Origin of the sequence: Nocardia abscessus (assembly GCF_015477775.1) — a bacterium.
GTDB lineage: Bacteria > Actinomycetota > Actinomycetes > Mycobacteriales > Mycobacteriaceae > Nocardia > Nocardia abscessus_A.
This window is the reverse complement of sequence record NZ_JADLQO010000023.1, coordinates 1-20,146: the sequence shown is the minus strand read 5'-3', so window position 1 is coordinate 20,146 and position 20,146 is coordinate 1. Positions and strand designations below refer to the sequence as shown.

Here is a 20,146-nt window from a genome sequence, read left to right as displayed (position 1 = left end):
GCTTAACCAGCTACCTCGACCACCGCTGCCCTGCGGTCAAGGCGTGCTTCGGTTCGCGGAGCACGCCACTACGGCACACGTTGCGGCGGTCCGCTCGACCGCTCTCGGCCGCGTGCCAGCCCGGCCGCGGCCGAGAGCGGTCGGCAGCGCGGAGCATCGACCGCTTCGCGCTGCCATACACCTGCCTGCTTCCAGCCCAGGCACCTCGGAATCTCCGTTCAAACACGGCGCTGCTCTCATCTACCTTTCACCTGATTTTCTAGGATCCGCCTTTCTCTTCCACGCCCCTGCCCGCTCCCCACTCCTCTTTTTCCTCTTTTCGCCCGTCATACCTCTTGCATCCCGGATAACTTTTTCATAACGGCGATGTGCTGCTGGCATGCGTTAATGCCGTTTGCATCACTAAAACGGCTGGCCGACAGAGCATAGTGGGTTCTGTCATGGAGGGGTGACCGTCACCCTCGCCAAGATCAGCGCTGGCGACGGCTACCAGTACTACCTGCGCCATGTCGCCGCGCATGATGCGACCGAGCGTGGCCGCTCGAGCTTGGCGGACTATTACTCCGCGCACGGTGAATCGCCGGGGCGATGGTTCGGTGCGGGGCTGACGGGGTTGGCGGTCCATTACCGGGGCATGCCGGTGGAAGGCTCGGCGGTGCTGGCCGGGGATGTGGTGACCGAGCCGCAGATGAAAGCCCTGCTGGGGTTGGGTCGCCACCCCCAGGCCGAGGCCATCGAAGCTGTCGTGATCGCCGAGGAGATCGGCCGGGGCGCGAAACGCAAGGACGCGAAGCGGGCGGCGTCGCAGGCGTCGAGGTTGGGTGCGCCGTTCCGCATCTACAACGGCGCCAGCGAATACCGCAAACGGTGCGCGGTCGCGTTCAACGACTACAACACCGCGCGCGGACTACATCGTTACGCGCCGATCCCTGAGGAGCAGCGGGCCGCGATCCGCACTGGTGTGGCGCGGAAGATGTTCATCGAGCGCTTCGCCCGCCCCCCTTTGGATGACCGGGAGTTGTCGGGGTGGGTGACACGGAACTCTCGTCAGCACACCACAGCGGTAGCGGGTTTCGACTGGACGTTCTCGCCGGTGAAGTCGGTGTCGACGTTGTGGGGAGTCGCGCCCCGCGATGTGGCGAAACTGATCGAGCAGGCCCACCATCTCGCGGTCGCTGATGCGATGCGCTATCTCGAGCAGCACGCCACCTACACCCGGGTCGGCCGCAACGGGGTCCGCCAGGTCGAGGTCGACGGGCTGATCGCCGCGATGTTCGATCACCGCGAATCGCGTGCCGGTGATCCGGATCTGCACACGCATGTGGTGTGTCCCAACAAGGTGCGGGCCGCGGATGGGCAGTGGCGGGCGCTGGATGGCGCGGTGTTCTACCGCGCGGCGGTCACCGCGTCGGAGATCTACAACACGCGCCTGGAGATGTATCTGGAGCGGCTGCTGGGGTTGCGGTTCGCCGAGCGGGCGGGTCTGGATCCTGGTAAGCGCCCGATCCGGGAGATCGTGGGTGTGGACCCGGCGTTGAACGAGTACTGGTCACGGCGTGATGCGGCGATCACCGCGCGGCTGGGTGAGCTGACCGTCGCACACCAGGCGACCTACGGGCGCGAACCGCTGCCGGTGGAGATGTATCAGCTGGTGCAGCGCGCCATCCTCGACACCCGCGGACCCAAACCACCAGCGCGGTCGCTGGCCGAGCAACGCGCCGCGTGGCGGCGCCAAGCCCTCGCGGTGCTCGGCGGGCAGGCGGGTTTGGCGGCGATGATCGCGGCCGCGTTGCATCCGGGTGCGCCGGTGCGACCGGTGATCGACGCCGCGTGGATCGCCCGGTGCACGGACCGGGTGATCGCGACGGTGTCGGCGCAGCGGTCGGTGTGGCGGCGCGCGCATGTGCGCGCCGAAGTCGAACGGGTGATACGCGGGGTGGTGCCGTTGGCGCAGTGGGCGCGTGTCGGTGCCGCGATCGAGGAACAGGCGCTCGCGCCGACGCGGTCGGTCGCGCGCGGCGACCCGGACGTGGCCGCCCATCCCGAACTCGCGGCGGTGCCGGTGTTGTTCCGCCGACCGGACGGCCACTCGGTCTACAACACCGCCGACGCCCAGCTCTACACCGCACCGAAGGTCCTTGCCGGCGAAGCGGATCTGATCGAAATGGCCCAACAACGCGACGGCCGCGCGGTTCCCGCCTCGGTGGTGGATGCGGCGATCGCGGCGTTCAGCGCGGATCCCGGCAATCGGGAGCGGCGGTTGAACGAGGGGCAGCTGGCGACGGTCCGCGCGTTCGCGACCTCGGGTGCGGGGGTGCAGATGGCCAACGCGCCCGCGGGTTCGGGCAAGACCACCGCGATGCGGGTCCTCACCGACGCCTGGCTGGCCAGCGGCGGCACAGTACTGGGTCTGGCACCGACCGCTCGGGCGGCCGCTGTCCTCGCCGGAGATATCCGGGTGCGGGTGGAGACGGTCGACAAACTCCTGCACGTCCTGGCGCGTCACACACCGACTCGGGAGCGATTTCTGTTCGAACCCGACCGGCTGCCACCGCCGCTGCCGCAGTGGGTTCTGGATATCGACGACCGCACGCTGGTCATCGTCGATGAGCACGTGCAGATCGCGGATGCCGCGCGGCTGCGGCTGTTGATGTTCCTGCGCTCCCGCCGAGCGACGGTCCGGTTGGTGGGTGACACCGAGCAGCTGCCCGCGATCGACGCCGGTGGCGCGGTGCAGGACATGATCCACGCCGCCGGTCCCCGCACCCAAACCCTCACCCACATCGTGCGTTTCGTCGACGACGCCGAAGGCGAGGCCAGCCTGCTGCTGCGTGAGGGTGACCCGGCCGGTCTGGCCTACTACCTCGACCACGGCCGCATCCATGTCGGCAGCCCCGCCGCCGTCGCCGACGCCGCGTTCACCGGCTGGCTGGCCGACCAAACCGCCGGACGCGACAGCGTCATGCTCGCCGCCACCCACACGACGGTGACCGAGCTGAACAGGCTCGCCCGCGAGCACCGCCTCACCACCTCTACCCAACTTGCGGGCGGGCAGGTGGAATTGGCCGACACCCTGCATGCGTCGGTGGGTGACACGATCCGCACCGGACTCAACAACCCCCGCTTGAGCGTCGGCGGCGACGACTACGTGCGTAACGGCTACCGGTGGATCGTCACCGCCGTACATGCGGACGGGTCGTTGAGCGCGCAGCAGTTGCTCGAGCACCGGCAGCTCGGCGCGAGGGTGTGGTTGCCCGGCGATTACGTCGCCGCGCACGTGCGGCTGGGTTACGCCGCCACCATCGGCTCCGCCCAGGGCATCACCGCCGATACCTGCCACACCGCGCTGACCGGCCACGAGACCCGCCCCCAGTTGTATGTGGCGGTCACCCGCGGCCGCGCGGGCAACCACCTGTATCTCACCACCACCGTCGACGGCGACGAACCCTCCTTTTGGACCGAAGAAGCGGTCTTGCCGCGCACCGGCTTGGAGATCCTCACGCGCATCCTCGGTCGCGCCGACACCGATACATCCGCCCACAGCGAACTGCGAGACGCGCTCGACCCGTGGCGGCGGCTCGGGCGCGCCACCGACATCTACCTCGACGCCCTGTCCGTCGCGATCGACCACGTTCTGGGCGCGACAGTGTTGGCGCGCATCGACCGCGACGCCGAGGCGTTGTGGCCGGGCTTGACCCGCAGCCGCGGCTATGTCGTGTTGCGTCAGCATCTGGCTCGGCTGCTGCTGGCCGGCCGCGACGCCATCGCCGAACTCGCGGCCGCGATCAAAGCCCGCGAACTCGGCTCCGCCGATGATGTCGCCGCGGTGCTGGATTGGCGGCTGGACACCTCCGGCGCCCACTCCGCACCCCCGGGCCCGCTGCCCTGGGTCCCCGGCATCCCGCAGCCGCTGCGCAGCGACCCCGACGTCGGGGGGTTCCTGGCCGCCCGCGCCCGCATCATCACCGAACTCGCCGGGCAGATCCGCACGGCAGCTGCCCGTTTCACCCCGGCCAGCGCACCACTGTGGGCGCGTCCGCTGCTCGGCGCCGATCCTGGGCTGATCGGTGATCTCGCGGTGTGGCGGGCGGGCGCGCATGTCGATGATCTCGATCGGCGCCCTGCCGGACCGGCCCGGTTCGTCGCCGCCGAACGACACCACCACGAACTGCTCACCGCCCGCGCGTCCGAGGCGATCGGCGATGTCAACCTCGCGGCAAACAAATGGTCCCCGGTCGCCGAACGCATCGCCGTCGGCGTCACCGACGACCCGTTCTGGCCAGTCCTCGCCGAACGACTCGACACCGCCGACCGCGCCGGCATCGACGTCCCCGCCCTACTGGCTACCGCCGCCGCCCTGCGGCCGCTGCCCGATGAGATGCCCGCCGCGGTGCTGTGGTCACGCCTCACGCTGGGCCCCAGCGCCTTGGACACCCCCAGCACGCGGGCACATCTGACGCCCGCGTGGACACCGGAACTGCGGGCGGTCCTCGGAGAGGACGCCGCCGAGAGGGTGCTGGCCGACCCGGCGTGGCCCAGGGTCGTCGCCGCTATCGACCGCGCCGCCGACACCGCCTGGACACCACGCGAACTACTCGAAGTCGCCAGCGAACTGCTCGTCGGCGGCCGCGGCGACCACGACAGCGACCGGCTTCGGCCCGACCAGTTTGCCACCGCACTGGCCTGGCGCATCGACGCCATCACCCGCGCCGTCCCCACCTACCCCGACCCGCCACCGGCGGAACCCTCCGACTTCGACGACCACCCCGCCACAGAACCCGACACTCCCCCGGTCCCCGATCACATCGCCGCAACCCTGTCCGCGCCCCCGGAGGCAACCATGGTCGACGACACACCACCCCAGCCGGCGACCGACCCCGCCGTGCACCCGCCAGAGGGGGCCGCGGCGGAAACGGACTCCGAGGCTGTTCCGCTCGCCGCGCAGATCCGCGCCGCCGCAGCACTGGCCAAGGCCGGTCACCACACGTCGGCGGCCGAGGCCATCGCCCGTATCACCGACGCCGCCAGTCCACTGGAACGCGACACCCTCCACCGGGTCCAGGAAACTCTGCGCCGCTACGCCTTCCCCGTCGCCCGCGCACGCCTCGAACACGCCGCCACACTCTTCCCCGACCGCGCCGACCTCATCCGCGCCTGCATCCCCGACACAGACGCCGGAATTTTCCAGCGGGAGAACGACACCCGCCAACCCCGCTACCGCCGCGACCAGGCACCCCGCGACAGCCGCCGCTGGATCGACCCCACCCGCAAAGTTCCCACCGACAACCAACGCGGGGAACCGGACCTCGTCTACGACCACACCACCCGCTACCTCGACTACATCATCCAACCCAACCCCGACGACCGAACCCGCCACGACGAACACCTACCGGAAGGCACCGCCCGGCTCATCGACAGCGACGACGACCGCCCGGTCCGGCGACCCACACTGCACAAGCGCGATGAACCCGACCCGCTCGATAAGCACACCGGCACGGGCCGCACCCGCCACCGCGACGACAACCCTGGCCGGGATGAGCACCTGAACGCGCTACTCGAACCGCTCCGCGATCTGCCATGCGTGGGCTGCGGATTCGAACGCCCCCACATCGACCGACCGGCCTTCGATCCCGGCACCGGCGACACCGAACGCGACGACGGATTGTGCCGCGATTGCCGCGACCACGGCGTAGCGGGCATACCCGACCACAACCCCGACCAGTACCTCGAGGCGCGCTGCGCGCACATCGCATCTACCAGGCCAGCGCAGGAGGCGTTGGCGTTCCTGCACCGAGACTGGCGCCGCGTCGGTCTGGCCAACCGCCACCGCATCCGCGCCTGGGTACTCGAGCACGGACTCAAAGACCAAGCAGACCTCGCCCGTGCCTCCGAATCAGTGCGCGACCTCAGCGACGCGCAGCTGAGCGAGCACATCGAGCAGACCCGCCGCAAAATCGCGTTGACCACGAGCATGAACGCTGCCGAGACCCTTCCCGCCTCGCCGGCAATCAGCGACCCCAGCGTGGTCCGCACACAGGGTGTCGCGGCCGCCGACGCGATCGCCCACGCACGTTCTGCCGCCGCGACAGTAGACGAACTAGGCAAGCAACTGCACAGCATCAGCCGCAAGGTCGCAGCCACCCGCACACAACTCGTCGCCGCCAAAAGCGACGTCCAAGCCCTGCAGACAGCTCTCACAGCCTTCAGCCAGACCAAACAGCAGCTGATCCAGGCAGTGGCCGCCGCGAAACGCACTGCACAGGACGCCCACCGCGACGCCGAGCTGCTTGCCGGACCATCCGATCGCTGGGACGAGATCCTCGCTCACCCCGGAAAGATCCCCCCACCATCTGCCACTGCGTCCGAGGCTGCCACGTCTGCTGACCACAAGCACCTTCACCGGCAACTCGAGCAGCTGCGCGCCGAACAGCGCCGCCGCGCGACCCTTCCGCAAGCTCGGCATGAGAGCGGACAGGCACCCCGCCCCGCTGCCCACCGTGCGCCGGAGCTGGCAGCCCTCGACCCCCCTGAGCACATCAACGGACCAGCCATCTCCGCTCCGACGGATGACCTGGGGTTGTGAGGTGGGGTTGCTGCCCGCTGTGAGGCGGACCGGCGCGGTGCGGCCACACTGAGCCTTAGCCAGCGCTATCAACAGCAGCAGTGCACCGCACAACCTCGGTAGCGCTTCAGCGCGCTACACAGGCGGCCGATGGCCTCAGGTGCCTGTGTGATCGGTCCGAGCCGCAATTCGACGGGGCAGCCCAGAGCCAACGTGTAGGCAATGGAGGCACAATTGTTGCGCGATTTGTGTCAACGTGTCAGCGCCAGCAAAAGCTTCTCGATTGCGGTAGCCCATTGGCGAGGGTTGCGCCAGCCGCGGAAGTCGACAGCGAGTCGCGAGCGCAGATCGGAGGCCAGGCCATCGGTCCACTTTTCGATCAGGTAGTTATCGAGAAGCAGCGGAATGATTTTCAGGTCAGTGCTGGCTCGGCGCTCGATCTCGATGACCTTTCGGATCTCATCGTGCACCCACCAGCTCTGCAACGACGTTTCCGAACAGCATAGGATCAGGCGATCGTGCGAGCTGATCGCGGTGTCTACCGCGTCCAGTATCCGCTCACCTGGCTTCATGTTTTTCTCGTCTAGCCAGCATCTGATGCCGTTCGACTCCAGTGTCGTGTGCATACGTTTCGCGAACTCTTTGTCGGAGTGGCTATAGGAGATGAAAGCCGAGTGGAACGGATGGGACAGAGAACTTTCCCCGAAGCGTTTGAAGGCATCCAACAGCACTCCGGCGCCCAGCAGGAATGCCTCGACATCCGTCCTCGTCATACCATGCGGAAACAGTTCGGTAGTTGTGAATTCCAGCGTGGAGGTCGATATGTAGGAAGGCCCGCTGTGGCGTATCCGACCCACTCCGATCATCCTGTTCAAATAGACGTCTCCTATGACCGTCCACCCGAAATTGGCCCCGGTGAAGTCCGCGTCCGTGATATCGACCATGGCGTTCCCAGGCCCCGCGATGACGTCCGTGAGTACGGCACCTCTGAGATCGGCGTCCCTGAGATCCGCGCGAGTCAGTAACGCACCACGGAGGTCGGCACGTGACAGGTAAGCACCGCACAGGTCGGTGTCGGACAGATCGGCACCGATCAGCACGGCATCGGAAAGCTGAGCTCCAGTCAGTACCGAGCCGCGCAAGTTCGCACCCCGTAGATCCGGCAGCATGGTCGGATTGTTCTGACGCCACTGATTCCACCGATCGACTCCGGCGGCGAGGATGTCACTGTGTTGCACAGACATCATTGCCCTTCCTGTGTGCCATACCGCGGCATCCGAACCGATCGGGCTTCGGCGACCGCTTCCGCTACCGCCATCGCCAGTGACAACATCGACCGCGGGTCAGTTGCCTCCTACGCAAGATGCCTGAGGGGGATTCCGCAACAGCGATACTCGGTTCGCCGCAGCTGAGAGGTCACCGGAACTACCGCCTCGAAGGTAGCGTAGAAGGCCCACGGAGGCGCTACTGGCAGGTTAGTTCCGGACTACTACGACAGGTGTTGACATCGGCGTAGACGGTGCAAGCTGCAGAGTTGGACTGCCGGGAACCATTGTGTCGCTGCGTGACTCGCGAACGTTCCTCGGCTCCCACTGGTCATGCATCCGTGTGGATGATCATGGCTCGCGGAGGGGTCGGTGCGGGATTACGGGTTGTCTGCGGGGCAGCAGGATGAGGTGTGGCGGCAGTGCTGGGCAGAGCTGGGCTGGGCTGGGCTGGGCTGGAGAGCGTCGCTTTCGAGTTGTCGGTGGGCCCGTCAGGAGATGCGGAAGTCTCTGAGGCTGCGAAAATCTGGTCCGAAACCCGCGTCCTCGACCGCCACGATGGAACCGGGAAGTGGACTGAACCAGTCGTCCGGGACGTCCGCGAAGGGCAGTCCGGGGCTGTCGGTGTGATGCTCAGGTGTGCAGCGGTGCAGTGGCCCGTTGGCGGCGTCGAGGATGACCCTCATGTGTGGGTCGATGTGGCCTACGAACAGGCTGCTCATCTGGCTGCGGTCCTCGCTGCGGCGCGCGGCTTCGAAGATCGCGTGCAACGCAGCGAATCGTACTGCGACGGTTCGGTGTCGCCACCACTGTCGGCACCAGGTGAACATGCCTTCGCGGCCTTGGCCGATCAGCCGCACCGAGGTCACCGGCAACAGCCATTGTTCGGTGAAATCCACGAAGGTGGGAAACCGCAGGGGCGGCGGGTCGTCGTCTGTGTCGCCGCTGGTCGGCGCGGCGGCGACCGCAGGACCGAACCAGCTCGGCGGGACCGGGTCGAACGGCAGTGACGGCAGCGCGACGTGTTTGGCGCGGGTGCAGCGATGCAGGGGCCCGTTGGCGGCGTCGAAGATGATCTGGAAGTGCCGGTCGACGTGCCCGAGCAGATACGTGCTGACCGCGGCGGCGTCCTCGCGGGCGCGGAAGGTTTCGAACGCCGAGTGCAGGTGGGCGATGCGGACGGCGACCGCGCGGTGGCTCCACCATTTCGTGCACCAGGTGTAGGTGCCTTCGCGGTTGGCTTCGCCCAGCCGCACGCTCTGCAACGGCAGCAGCCAGGATTCGGCGAAGGTCACGAAATCCGGAAATCGCTGCGGCGGTGGCGGTGCGGGTGCGGCGTTGCGTTTCTTGCCGGTCACAGCTCGTCCTCGTCGTCGATGACAGGATCGGAAGCGACTGTCTGCTTCGCTGTTTCGTCGAACATGGCCAGGGAGGCAGTGATCGACGCGGCGTGTTCACTCTCCTGCCACCAGGGTTTGCGGACCAGGATCGGGCGGTGGCCGGGCAGTCGCACCAATGCCCGCTGCTTGGGCAGGGCCGCCAACGCGGCGACATTGAGAATCGGTTCGGCCCGCCACGTCAGGGTGCGGTTGGAGCCGCCGGGTCCGACGCTGTGGGAGCGGTCGGCGACGTCGTGCTCGTCGGTGACGGTAGACAGTTGCTGGAGGAATTCGGTGTCGCTGATCCCGCCGCCGTAGACCTCGATCGCCTGGGCTCGCATGGTTTTCAACCCGTTTTCGCCCCACAGGTCTTTGCCTTGTTCGAGCACCTGCAGGAATGTCATGAGGATGACACCGTGCCCGCCCGCATACGTGTAGTAGCTGGGTAGCAGCGAGATGGGGCAGCAGTTGGCGGCTTCGTCGAGCACGGCCAGCAGCGGCACCGCCAACCTTCCGTCGGCGCGGGCACGCGCGGCGGTGAACGCCGATTCGAGTAGTTGCCCGACCAGCGCAGCGGTCAACGGCGCCGCGGAATCGGGGCCTTCGATACTCAACGCGTACAGGGTGTCGTTGCTGGTGACGAACTCACGGGGGTCGAATTCGGGCAGGTCGTGACACGGCCCGTGCTCGTCGAGCCCGAGTTCGATGTCGATGTCGTTCTCGCCGCGCTCGTGGACGGTGATGGTGCGCCGGATCGGCGGGCACACCATCTGCGCGTACACCTCATCGGACAGGACGTTCAAGAATCTGCGGGCCATGTCGAACAGGCCGTCACGCTGGCGGGAATACAGCGCTTGATATTCCAGGATCCGCTGCGCGGGACGCAGTTTGCGCATCTTCTTCAGGATCAGCGCCGGGGTGGCGTCCTGGTCGTGGCCGAGCCATTCGGCGACATGCAACAAGTCGCCACCGGCGCATGCCGCGGCCAGCAGATAGCACGCCAGCAGGTCTTGCGCGCCGCCATCGAAATAGCTATCGACCCGGGCGTCCTTCTCCTTGGACGCCGAGACGAAGAACGACGCGAGCTTGCGGGCGGCCGCCAAACTCGTCACCTGCCGCAGCAGGTTCACCCAGAACCCGACCTGCACACTGCCGGTGACCCCTTGAGGATCCAGCAGCCATTCTCGTCCGCGCCGGCGGCGGCCCAGAACGGTGTGACGGTAGAGGTCTGGCCGGTTGGACGTGGCCAGCACCGGCCCCCACGCCGACATCATGGCCGGAATCGCCCAGGCCATGGTTTTACCGGTGCGAGCACCGGCCTCGATGAACACACACATTTCCGCCGGGACATGCAGGGCGAGATCACCGGCGACAGTGAACCCCAGCGGCGGACCCGGACATGCCTGCACCTCTGGCGGTGCGGCCTTGAGCAGACGTTGCGCGGCTTCGGCGTTCGCGCGCAGCGTGGCGAGGCTCAACTGCCTGGGTCGCTGCATCGTGCGCGCGGCGGAGTCGATCTCCAACCGGTCATCCCGGCGCCGCAGCATCCACAAGGTCGCCGCGCCCGCGACCGCGAGCCCGAACCCGACAGCGATCACTGTCGACTGCCACGGCCACGCGCGGTCACCGACGGCCACCTCCAGCAGCGCCGCTGTCGGGTTCCACCGGATCGGCAACCCCGCCGCGGCACTGCCCAAACTCAAAGCGCCCCACAGCAGCACACCGACCGCGACGACTGCCAGCAATAACAGCAATGCGCTGAGTTCTTCTCCCATGCCCGCGGTGGTGCGCCGCCGCGATTCCCGGGTCGGGCTCATCGCCGCCGCCTTCCCCGCAGGCGAGGGCGTTGCGCAGATCGATGCGCGCCCGCGTGCGGCAATCTGCGGCTCATAGTTCTGCTCCCTGGCTACTGATCCCGCTGCCGCTGCCCCGGTCGGGGGGTGAGGACTCATTGGTCCAGGCCGCTGGGCCGCGGCCGTCGAGCATCGCGTCGGTGATCGCACTGCCGATCGGGCTTTGCGTGTGGGATGAGCCGTGCTCGGCTGCCTGGGTCGCGTCGATGCCTGTCGCGCGGGACGGCTGGAGTTCGGGCCCGCTGGTCGCAGACCGATGCGCCAGGTCTTCGGCTACCGTGCGCCTCCAGGCATCGGCGACGAATTCGGGCACGCGGTCGAGTTGTGCTCGCATCGCGTCTATTTCGGTTTCGCTGGCGGCGAGCGCGGCGCGCATCTTTTCGAAGCGGCCCAGTGCTGGATCGGCAGGCTGCTGGTGCCAGTGCACTCCGGTGCGGCCCAGAGCGATAGCGCGTTCGATCCCCTCGGCCGCCACGCCGTCAGCGGTCGCATCGCGGGTGGCTGCTCGCAGTGCCCTTTCCAGCGCCGCTGCCAGCGGTGTGGACGGCGGGCCGGCGTGCTGTGCTTGTGCCGCGTCCGCGAAGGTACGTGCTTCCTGGGCTTGGGCTGCCAAATTCTGCAGTCCCCGCAGATGTTTGGCGTACGTTTCGTCTCGCGCGGAGTCTGCTGAGTAGTCGTGTTCGATCGGCGCTTCCTGCACAGCGCTCGGCACGAGCCGATACTGCGCGAAGCGATCGACACCGGATGCTGACGATGTATACGGGTTGGTCATTTCTCGGCAACCTCGCGAATCCAACTCGGGGTATCGGCTGGGTCGAAAGCAGCGGTTGTCGCGACTGCTCGCGGCGATGTCGAGAACCATCGATGCGCTGCGAAGCCTCGGGCTGCAGTGCCGCCCAGTCGCCAGGCAGCTGTTGTGCCGCAGGCGCTCTCGGTGGCCGAACGCCGAGTAAATCGGAAAGAGGTCGGACTCGCGGTGCTCACTGTTGGTTCGGGCGACACTGCCCGGCTGTGGGCGAGATCGCCGTCACGCTGAGGTGAGTGGGCCAGTGCTCGGCTCGGTGGTCGGATGCACATTGATTTTCCTCGACTCGTTCTATGGCAGGCGGGGGCATTCGTGTGATCTGCGGTTCATCGGTCGACTCCGAGATCGCGTTGGGGTTCGGCTGGCGAGGCAGGTGGATTGTTGAGGTGGGGTGCGGCGTACCAGCGGAAGTTGCCTTTCGCGGGCATGATGTCGGTGATCGCGGACCCGACCGGCGCGACGACGCCACGCGCTCGGCGGGTGCGCGGAGGCTCGTCGAACAGGCGGTCACGCAGCAGCGTGTGCAAGGCGTCCTGCGCCCGCGTGATCAGCGCATCCGGTCTCGGCGGTTCCTCCCACTCGACCGCAGAGGAGGGCTTGGCCGCGGTGTGCAAGGTTCGGCGTAACTCCGTGAGCGAGTTGTGGGCTTTCTCGGCGATATGCGGCGCGGCGTAGCGGCGCCACGCCTCATCGAGGCTTGCGAGCGGGAGGTCGGCGTAGCGGCCGACAAGATCCCGCAACTCGGCGTCGGTGATTTCCCATGGACTGCCAGGTTCCTGACGCGTCAGACGGAGCGCATCCGCAGCGCCGGAGGTACATGCCCACACAGCCCGCATATTGGCGCGGAACTGGCGTGCTGCCGTGGGGGCTGGCTCCCGTTCGATGCCCGCGATGGTGAGGCGATGGGTGCGCACGGCGGCGATGACGGCCATATCGGTCAACTGGCGGGTGTCCTGGATGAGGCGGCTTCTTACTCGGCGGCCCCGCGGCCGGGCCGGCTTGGGGAACCGTTGCTCGTCGCTCCATTCCTGGCCCGCCAGGCCGAACTCTTGGGCGCGTTTGATCCATTGGGCGGGTATGCCGATGCGGTCGGCACTGGCTTCGGCATGCTTGCGTTGCTGGGTGAATCCCTCGATGTGCGTGAGCATTTCGCTGAATTTCGTGACGTCCATGTCCGCGCTGAGCATGCGTTGGCGCAGGCGGGCGGTGCGGGCGGCCAGCTGCTGGATCGTGCGCAGCAGCGCTGCCTGCTCGACGGGGATGTCTCCGGCTCGCACCGTCGAGGGCGGTCGACTCATCGCCTGCTCCGCCCCTGCGCCACTCACAATCACACCGCCGCGATCCACGCTGTAGTGGTCTCCGCCCCGAGTCGCGCGTCGGCAAGAGAGGTCGCGAGGGCCAGGCGCCGAACATCGAGGTTCCGTGGCTGCGGCATGTTCATCTGGGTGTCTCTTTCCGGACGCGTGATCGGCGAGTTCGGTGCTGTTCGGTTCTGTGTGGGCTGTGGGGAGGCGTGCTTGTACGCGGGCGCCCTCGACAGATGAGCTCCCTGTGTGCTGCTTGTCTCGACCACCTGGGTCGTTGCGGGTCTAGAGGTGGGCTGAGGCTCCCCTCTCGGCCACGGCCGGTGCGGGGGTTTGGCTGTCGGCCGGGTTCAGTGCGGTGCTGCGCTGGATCCCGGGCGGGAAAACGGCGTCGATAGCGGTCCCCGCGTCCGACGAAAATTGCGTGGGCGGTGTTGTCTCGATGAACAGTGCGCGCATGAGCGGGTCGGTCGTGTGCGCCAGCGGGTCCGGTTCGGCAGCCCCGGTCAAGTCGGTGACGCGGTCGTGCCAGGCCTGGCGGCGCTGACGAAGCGGCGCGCTCAACGCTTCGGCTGAAGCGTTGAGGTCATCGAGGGTGCAGCGCAGTTGCGTGCGCTGCTGTGGAGCGATCCCGGCGTCGGACAATGCTCGGTCGAGTGTGTGCGCTGCGGCGGTGAAACTGATTCGGCCGCGTCTGTCCTCGTCATAGGCCTCGTGTCCTTCTGCGAGGTCGTAGATGTGTTTTTGCACCGACGTGCAGACGATGTCGCTGATCGCGCCCGCGACTTCCGCGGCGGGATCCATTGGCATGACTGCGATCCCTGCCTGGTCGAGGACCTGTTGGATCGCTCTTTCGGCGCGGTTGGCCAGGTCGTGTACCTGGTCGGAGTACCGGGTCATGTCGCGGATTTGCTTGTGCCGTTCACTGACAAACAGCAACGCCGGCATTTCCGCAGCTCCGGTGGTGAACTGATCGAGAATCTGCCGCACGCGGAGGCGTTCGATGCCCAGCAGTCCTTCGCCGCGATCGATCTGCTCGACGATCGCGGTGCGAGTGGTGTGCAGCTCCGAAAGAAGGCGATGGACCTGGTCGAGGACACGGTCGGTGAATGCGTCGGGGTCGACCGCCAGGCGCTCGGCGGCTTGGTGGACATCGCGCGTCGCTGCGGTGTAGCTCCACACCAGTTCTTCGAGTTCCGCGCGGTGGGCTTGGCGCGGCCAAGGAAGCTCCGGCGTCCGGGACCCGTGGGTCACCGCCATTTGCAGTTGGCGGGCGAATCGCCTGTCCGGCTCCGACAACGACAGCGTAGCTGCCTCGAACCAGGGGCCAATCACATCCGCTCCGGGGCCAAGGAAGTCGCTGCCGCGCGCGTGGCGGGCTTCTTCCATTTCCCGCCGCAGCATCCCGGTCAATTCCGCGCGGGCATCGACCATCACCGGTGCGTCGGTCAGCAGATCCACCCCTACGGTGTCGCCGAGCAGATAGGCCCGCACGAACACCACCCTGCGGCGATCTACTTCGCCGACGCCTGCCGTGGCGAGCGCGGCATCCAGCCGCCCGCTGGCCTCGCCGCCGCGAAGGTCCGACACCGCCCGCAAGGCCCGTGCCTGGTTTTCGCCAGGTAATCCCGCCGCGGCGATGAGCGTGGCCGTGGCGTGCTTGGCCAACCGAGCCTTTCGCGCATGCAGGATGGCTTCGCGGTGCTGTTGAGCGCCCAAGGCGTCGAAGCCGGGGTCGACGGTGACTGTGGCTGCCTCGGCGTCGATCAGCAACCCGTAGGTGCGGCGGTAGTGCGCCACCAGCCGTGCCAGCTGCTGTCGAGCGAGCGCGGAGTGCTCGCTCGACAGCAGCGCATCGGTCAACGCGGCAGCGAGAGTCTCCGGTGACCCAGCGAGGTCGACGCCGCCCAGCCGGTGCTCGACGCTGTCACCCAAGCGGTCGCGGCGGCCTGTCTCACTGCCCTGGGACTCGCGGGGCCGGGCAGACACAACCCGGGCGCGGTGCAGCGCTACGACCGCCAGCAGATACCCCAGACGCTGGTGCTGCCCCGCAGCCGGCGGACCGATCAATGTGGGGCGCCTGCGCTCATCGACGTTATCGATCATCGAGCATCCTCATTCGTCTGATTGAGCCGATGCCCCCTGCCCAGCATCCGCCGGGACGCGGGAGCCACCAGCACGTTGTCCGCGGCGGTGGCGCGCTACCCCCCGGCGGTGCGGCAGCCGCGTGCGTCGCGCTCGGAGAGATGCGGTCTGTCATGGCCCCACCTCGCTGGCGGCGGCCCTCTCCGGTGGGCTGGTCTGATGAGCGTGACCGGCATCGACATCCGCCTGCGCCGCTGGGTCTGCGACGGCGTTCGCTGCTGCGACGGCGTCGCCGATCGGCGCTCCGGTGCCGGATTCGGGGTTTGCGTCGGCGGCGAGCAGGTTCGTCAGGTATCGGGCTGCGGCAACGGTGACCGGGTTCGCGTCAGGGGCTTGCGCGTCCTCGAGCATGTTCATCAGGGCCTCGACAGAATCCGCACCGAAATCACTCAGATCGGGCAGTGCGGTGTCGAATTCGCTGGGATCGAGACCGGTGTCGCCGCGGAAGCGCTCGCCGAAGGCATCGGCGGCGGCGTGATCGGCGTTGCTCACTGCGGCAGCGAACCGGCCCGCGTCGGCCATCACTTTGTCGGAACGCTGCTGGTGGCCGGCCAAGTCCTGAGTGAGTTCTGCGGCGCGGGCGCGGAGGTCCATTTGCTGCTGGATAGACGCTTTTTGCAGTTCGTGCAGTTCGTCTGCCCGGGTTTCACGCTGGTCGTAGGCTTCGATCTTCTTGCCGTGTAACTGGCGTTCTCGTTCCTCCGCGTTGTTTTCTCGCTGCTTACGTCTGCTCTGGTCTTCCCGCTTGATCTGCGTTTCAGCGTGCGCGGCGTCTTCTCGCGCCTTGGAGGCATCGATCTGAGCTTTCGTCGCTCTTTCGCGGCGAGCGTTCTCTGCGGCACTGTCGCTGTACTTCAGGCCGAACTCGGCGACTCGCAACTGGTTCTGCACGTGTGTGCTGCCGACCCTGGCCGCGGTTTCGCGTTCCTCGCGCTCATTCCGCTGGGCGCTGTCGAGATTGCGGCGTACAACATCCTCATCCGCGATGTCGATCTCACGTTGCCGCTGGCGCATCCCGATCTCGTGACGTTCCTGACTGCGACCGTCTTCGGCAGCGATGCTGCCCATCCTCGCTGCGTGAAGTTGAGAATCTCGCATAATCCGTAACTGGCTTTCCAGCGCGGAGCGGGCATCGGCGTTCAACCCACGCACGAGGTCGGCGACCCTCTGGGCGAAATGGACGCCGTTGATGATTCCGCCGAATGAGCGGCTGATCTCGTCGACAGGTTCACTCAACGTGACCGCCAGGTTTGGCCGCCGCGCGGCGCGCGAATCAGATGTCCATTCGCGTTCGGTGACAGGTTCGCGGTCACCACAGCGTCTCCTTAGGGATTCGGTGCGCGTCTATCTCGGGAACACACCCGCAGGGGACTGGGGTGGCGAATGTGTTCCCGATGCGAACCCCGCACTGGATAGTGGAATCACGAGGGGCTCGCTTCTATGACACATCGACCGGCGTCCGCGAGACCAGCGGCTCACGCGATGCGCTCTGCATTAATGCTCAGTTGCATCACTAGAATTCGACGTGACCAGACGCGGCCGTGGTCTGCGGTGGAAACGGGCACGATATCGGCGACGACCTGCGGTGCAGGCAAGGGTTGCAGATCCGCCGTTATCCCCCGCAGTCTGGCTCGTGTTCGAAAATGCCGTCCGATGGTGTTGCGTCGGCGCGGGGGCAAGCGGGTGTGTTGTGACAGGATGTCCGGTGCGGGGAAGCGGCGAGCGTGCTCGCCTGGGGCGGACGACACCGGAGGGTGTAACTCACCGTTCATGGGGCACGGTCGCGCAGTTCACCCACTGGCCCGCGGGGTCTGAACGTGTTGTGGTTGCGTGCCCGGCTGTGTCGTGGCTCGGTTGAGGAAGAGGCGGGATGAAATTTGTGTGGCGTTGCGTGCCAGTAGTTTTGGCGCTGGCTGTGACAGCTTGTTCGCAACAGGTTGCTGGAACACCGGGTCCGAAACCGGCGGATGCTTCCCCGACTTTCGGGGTGAGGGTTCCGGCGGGAGATCGCCAGAAGCTCGACCTCGCAGAGCAGATCCGGTCGGTGGATCCGTGCGGCTTCTTCGATCAGGAGAGGATATCCGCTGGTTACGGACAGATCTCCACGCTGGGACCGGACTCGAGGATCAGTACCTGCGAGGTCGGTTTATTGCAGTTCAATCGCAAACAGGTCCCCTCGCGTGTGACGATCGACATGGCCAGCTACCCGCCGACCGGTGGTGAGGTCAACAAGCAGATCGCGGGCGAAACGGTCACCGTCGACAGCGTCCGCAACTCCTATGGCAACTGCGCCTACAAGGTGCCGATGCGTTTCCCGGTCCGCGCTGCGGGCGGTGCGGCGGTGCCCGATATCGTCGAAGTGCCGACCGTTGCTTATGTGACAGTCAGCTCGGCGGGGTTCACCCCGGACACTCTGGGCTGCCAGTTGGTCGAGGAAACCGTCACCAACATCGTGAACGCGTTCCGCGACAACAAGATCCCCCGCCGCAACAACGCCCACCTCGATGTGCCGTTGACCCGCCGCGGCCCGTGCGAATTGATGCAACACCTGCCCGCGGGCCTCACCGTGGAGAAGCTCGACGCCGAGACCGAACCGTATGAGTGCCGCTTCCAGCTGAGAAAGCCCGGGGGCAGCCAGTACCTCACCGACGTGTTCAGTGTCGGGTTCACAATGCGTTCCGCTGACACTGCGATGAAGCCGTTCTCCACGTTCGTGGCCGCGCAGGCGGGCGGTAAACCGGTGCTGATCGACCGCAACACCGCGGTCGGCGAGCCGCGTTGCTCGGTGTGGTTTCCAGCGGGCCCGGTGGTCGACACCTACCGCCCAGGAGCCCCGGCCTCAGCGTCGACGAAGAATGCCGCGCGCTGGCAGCCGATGGTGACGCTGCAGGGACCGTGCCGAGTCACCGATGCGGTGACTCCTGCGGCACTGCAACTGTTCGGAGCCAACGGATGAGAATCCCCTCGATGCCCCTGATGTGTCTTGCGCTGGCGGTGCTCGCACTCGCGGGCTGTACGACGACAGTCGACGGCGCTGCCACACCGCTCGGAATGCGCTACCGCGATAACCTCACTGGCGGAACCACGGCCGACGACCTCACCGAGCGCGACAAGACGCGCCTGCTCGATCCTTGCGGGATGCTCGAGGAGTCGGCTGTCAACGCTCTTGGCCAACCGTTGTACTTCGGAATCGGGCAGGAACTCGACGAGTGCGTGGTCCGACTGGATCACGCCACCCTCACCCAGGGTGTCACCACCGTCGGTGTGTCGTTGTCGGTCCTGCCGGACTTCAGCGGCGACCAGTTCCGGGTCGGAAACCGGCGGGCGGCGACGCTGCGCATGGACGACATGTGCTTCATCGCATTGGAGTACAACAACCGCCGCGCGTTCCACTATTCAGCTACCGCACGTATCGGCATCGACCCGTGCGCACCGTTGTGGGCGATCGTGACCGCGTCAGCTCCGCTGCTCGAGCACAACCCGTTGCGCGTGAACTCGACGAGGATGCCGAGAACCAAAGGCGCTACCAATGATCCCTGCGCGGCCTTGGACACGGCGTTCGATGCGAAGCAGGAGTTCTACCTGCGCGCGTTCTCACCCTACGAATGCGACGCATGGCTGGGCGAGTACACCAGCAACGACAGCAACAGGTTCGCCATCTCGATGTTCACCGTCGCGAAATCTCAAGCGACGTACGTGCCTCCGCAGGCACGCAAACTGTTGCTGGCCGGCGTGGACTCGGTCGAGGAAAGCGGCCCCGGCGGCCATTGCAGCATCCGCGCCTACGTCGGGGCCGGTCAGCCGTTCCCGACTCGAGGCTGGGACGGTACACCCGAGGACCGCATCGAGGCGGTGAAGGTCAGTGGGCCCGGCTGCGGCGAAACCCGCAGCCTCGCCGTCGCCGCAGTGAAGGCATATCAGCGTTGACCCAGCGTCGACGCGAAGGCCCTGGTGTCGGCGACGCGTTCCTGCGGTAGCCGCACCGGGGGTTCCGCTCCGAGAAGCACGCGACCTGAGAACACACGCTTGTGGCGGGATCGTCCAATCGCGATCTAGAGGCCTTGGAAGGTCTGCTCGGCGATCATCGAGGAGCTGTTCAGCGTGAAAGATGTCTCGAACGGACGAGCATCTGGAGCACCGTCCAGCAAAAGATTGCCAGTCACCCGTAGAAGCGTAGAGGCATCGGTGCCTGACTGGACATCGATCGCGTTGACGTTGTATCCAGCCTGCGGGAGCCGGACGAGCTGCTCGAAGATCGCCGTCGTGCCGACATACACAGTGTTCCCGACTGTGAGTTGCGCATCCTGCGCATACCAAAGTTCCAGTGCGCTCTGTCGGGCCGTGAGCTGCGCGAAGTAGAGGGTGGTGAAAGCCTCGGCATTCTCTTGAGTGAAGTATCTCTTGACGGTGTCGTCGACCATGACAGTCCTCCTGATCAATTCCAGGAAGTGATTCGCGGAAATGTCGGGCCGGTTCTCCGCCGTTGTCGCCAGCGTCGCCACCAGGGCGTGCAGGTCCTGCATCGCAACCACCTGAGCAGCCAGACAATCGCGATGCGCGGCCAACACCCGCGCCACTGTCACGGTGCCCGCGAGCACGTCTGCGATCTGGCCCAATCCCAGACCCAGCTGACGCAATGCCAAAACCTGATACAGACGCTGGACATCGGCTTCGGTGTAGAGCCGGTGACCGGTATTGGTGCGCCAGGCCGGGCGCACCAACCCGATCCGGTCGTAGTGATGCAACGTCCGAACCGTCAATCCGGCCTCGGTCGCGAGCTCACCGACCTTCCACACCTGCTCGATTCCCGGCTCGTCCATCCGCTTCCGTCTC

At 66.6% G+C, this 20,146-nt stretch carries 11 protein-coding genes; 3 read left to right on the top strand and 8 right to left on the bottom strand.

What is annotated here, in order from left to right; genetic code table 11:
* Positions 1–448: 448 nt before the first annotated feature.
* Positions 449–6,583: a MobF family relaxase gene (gene mobF / locus IU450_RS36040; RefSeq protein WP_195154192.1), complete on the top strand. Its 6,135-nt coding sequence runs from the start codon at positions 449–451 to the stop codon at positions 6,581–6,583.
* Positions 6,584–6,813: 230 nt separating this feature from the next.
* Here the strand turns inward: mobF and IU450_RS36035 are convergent, their stop codons facing one another.
* From IU450_RS36035 to IU450_RS36005, 7 genes are all read right to left on the bottom strand, one after another.
* Entirely contained in the window at positions 6,814–7,809 is a 996-nt protein-coding gene (locus IU450_RS36035; RefSeq protein ID WP_195154191.1) for a toll/interleukin-1 receptor domain-containing protein, read from the bottom strand.
* Between the two features lie 509 nt (positions 7,810–8,318).
* The gene (locus tag IU450_RS41130) at positions 8,319–9,185 is read right to left on the bottom strand and encodes a DUF4913 domain-containing protein (RefSeq protein ID WP_195154190.1); all 867 of its coding nucleotides are present in this window, start codon (positions 9,183–9,185) and stop codon (positions 8,319–8,321) included.
* Positions 9,182–11,023, bottom strand: a complete 1,842-nt coding sequence (locus IU450_RS36025) for a type IV secretory system conjugative DNA transfer family protein (RefSeq protein ID WP_195154189.1) — start codon at positions 11,021–11,023, stop codon at positions 9,182–9,184. Before IU450_RS36025 ends, IU450_RS41130 begins: the two co-directional genes overlap by 4 nt.
* 70 nt (positions 11,024–11,093) lie before the next feature.
* Positions 11,094–11,831, bottom strand: coding sequence for a hypothetical protein (locus tag IU450_RS36020; protein ID WP_195154188.1), 738 nt, complete (start codon positions 11,829–11,831; stop codon positions 11,094–11,096).
* Positions 11,832–12,190: 359 nt separating this feature from the next.
* Entirely contained in the window at positions 12,191–13,162 is a 972-nt protein-coding gene (locus IU450_RS36015) for a hypothetical protein (protein ID WP_195154187.1), read from the bottom strand.
* Positions 13,163–13,453: 291 nt separating this feature from the next.
* Positions 13,454–15,031: a hypothetical protein gene (locus tag IU450_RS36010; RefSeq protein WP_195154186.1), complete on the bottom strand. Its 1,578-nt coding sequence runs from the start codon at positions 15,029–15,031 to the stop codon at positions 13,454–13,456.
* Between the two features lie 393 nt (positions 15,032–15,424).
* Positions 15,425–16,549, bottom strand: a complete 1,125-nt coding sequence (locus tag IU450_RS36005) for a hypothetical protein (RefSeq protein WP_195154185.1) — start codon at positions 16,547–16,549, stop codon at positions 15,425–15,427.
* Positions 16,550–17,495: 946 nt separating this feature from the next.
* Between IU450_RS36005 and IU450_RS36000 the strand changes: the two genes are divergently transcribed.
* Entirely contained in the window at positions 17,496–18,269 is a 774-nt protein-coding gene (locus IU450_RS36000; RefSeq protein WP_195154184.1) for a hypothetical protein, read from the top strand.
* Between the two features lie 11 nt (positions 18,270–18,280).
* Positions 18,281–19,240 carry a hypothetical protein gene (locus tag IU450_RS35995; RefSeq protein ID WP_195154183.1) on the top strand — a complete coding sequence of 320 codons (960 nt, stop codon included), beginning with the start codon at positions 18,281–18,283 and terminating at the stop codon, positions 19,238–19,240.
* Positions 19,241–19,365: 125 nt separating this feature from the next.
* Here the strand turns inward: IU450_RS35995 and IU450_RS35990 are convergent.
* Positions 19,366–20,146 (bottom strand): MerR family transcriptional regulator (locus tag IU450_RS35990; protein ID WP_416382937.1); only part of this gene is annotated, 781 nt, incomplete at its 5' end.